This is a genomic window from Moorena sp. SIO3I6 (genome assembly GCF_010672095.1).
In genome coordinates, this window is sequence record NZ_JAAHHU010000800.1 from 1 (window position 1) to 2180 (window position 2180).

Sequence of the window (2180 nt, forward strand, 5' to 3'; positions counted from 1 at the left end):
GTGGACTCAACAAATGCAAGACTTGGCATCAGCTCTAGGCATTAAACATCAGGTACATTTCCTTGGTTTCCGCAGGGATATTCCGACTCTGATACAAGCCTCAGTGGCAACACTGTTGGTTTCAGAACAAGAAGGACTTCCTAGAAGTGTGATGGAGTCCTTGTGCCTGGAAACACCAGTGATTGGCACAAATATCCGTGGCACTAGGGATTTGCTGGCAGGAGACAGTGGTCTTTTGGTTGAGGTGGGGGATATCAAGGGAATCGCTCAGGCAATGACGTGGGTATTAGACCATCCTGAAGACGCCTTAGCTATGGGCAAACGTGGACGGGAGCACATGAGTGCTTATGATTTACAAAACATTCTGGAACTCCATGAGGCTTTGTATAGTGAAGCAATAAGCGATCGCATTTTGACACCTTTAGGCACTGGACTTTGGCCTGTTTACAATGACTCTATGTAAACAGATGGGCTTAATTCAAGCAGTTTTTATTGAAGGTTTGAAGGTTGAAGGTTGAAGGTTGAAGGTTTGAAGGTTGAAGGTTGAAGGTTTGGAGGTTGAAGGTTAAAGGTTGACTGGTTTAAGGTTGAAGGTTGACTGGTTGAAAGTTAAAAGTTGAAGGTTAAATGTTTAAAGTTTAAGGTTTAAGGTTGAGACCTGCCGGTCTTCGGGGGGATAATACCAATTCTGGCTGATTACGGCAACACATCAATTTCATATCCCCATCTTCTCATCTCCCCATCTCCCTATCTCCAAGTGAATATCTTTGATATTAAATCATCCATCCCACGTTATACAAGTCGTGGGATTTTAAGTGTGTGCATGATTAGTCATTAATCACTAGTAATAGCCATTGTGGCAACACATCCCAGTTCAAACGTTATATGTTTTATTTAATAAGAGAAAAAAATTGTGTTTTGAGTGAACTATGACGAACATTTTTCCTAGCCATAAATTACAACAACTAATTAAAGAGATTGCCGACAGATTTGTTGCTGCGACCGCTCTGATTGTTTTATCGCCTGTTATCTTAATTATTGCGATCGCAATCTACTTTAGTATGGCAAGACCAATCGTTTTCACCCAACTAAGACCGGGGAAAGATGGTCGTATTTTCAAGTTCTATAAATTCCGGACCATGACCGATGATTGCGACGGCGATGGTAATCTACTTCCCGATGAAGAACGCCTGACCGCAATTGGTGAATTTCTACGGGAAACCAGTTTAGATGAACTTCCTCAACTTTTGAATGTTCTGAAAGGGGATATGAGTTTTGTCGGACCTCGTCCTTTACTGGTGGAGTATTTAGATCGCTACAATTGTGAACAAGCACGCCGCCATGAGGTGAAACCTGGTATTACGGGTTGGGCACAAGTTAATGGTCGCAACACTATTAGTTGGGAAAATAAATTCAAATGTGATGTTTGGTACGTTGATAAGTGGAATCTCTGGCTTGATTTGAAAATTTTATTCCTAACCTTTATTAAAGTGACCAAGCGCGAAGGTATTGTTAACCCAACCCACTCTACGTTAAGTGAGTTTCAGGGGACCTCTCCCTCTTGTTAATACCAATTAAATTTATTCCTGCTAAAAGATGATAATCAGGCGATGGGGTGATTATTATGTAGCAATACAGGACTTACGCATTCAGATATATAAAATGTCTTTAACTCTCTGTTCCCTGTTCCCTGTTCCCTGTTCCCTGTTCCCTATAGCTGAAACCCTTGATTTTTGGTTTAACTGCGTAAGTCCTAAATAGTGTTTGAAGTTTTACTAACGTTTTGAAATAGTAGCAAATTTAATTATTAGTTTTTTAGATAACAGTATGGATAGTAAAATAATTGATTTTTTAAGCCCGTTATGGGGAGAAACTCTAAACCAATTACGTCATGATATCTATCATCTAGCCGACTATGTTAGTTTAGAGTCTAGACGAAATCAAGGGATACCGGAAGCAATTGTAATAGCAGATGGTGATAAAATTTTCTTCGTTCCTTATTTACTGCGCCAATGTGATGACATTTGCGATCAAGACTCAGGGGATTTATTTGATATAGTCTCTCCCTATGGTTATCCAGGAATTTTATTAAGTGAGGCAGCCGCTAGCACACCAGGGTTTGCTGATGCCGCAATGGCTGAATTCAAACGTGTGTTATCTGTCAAGGGAGTATGTTCAGA

Annotated in this window: 2 protein-coding genes and 1 pseudogene; all 3 read left to right on the plus strand. The window is 40.4% G+C overall.

Annotated features, from left to right (window positions below; genetic code table 11):
• Positions 1-463: glycosyltransferase (locus F6K49_RS42885; protein WP_293107659.1), on the plus strand; the 463-nt coding region annotated here is incomplete at its 5' end.
• 466 nt (positions 464-929) lie between these two features.
• The gene (locus F6K49_RS42890) at positions 930-1568 is read left to right on the plus strand and encodes a sugar transferase (RefSeq protein ID WP_293107662.1); all 639 of its coding nucleotides are present in this window, start codon (positions 930-932) and stop codon (positions 1566-1568) included.
• A 259-nt stretch (positions 1569-1827) separates the two neighbouring features.
• Positions 1828-2180: pseudogene (locus F6K49_RS42895) on the plus strand (FemAB family protein); the annotation flags it as partial.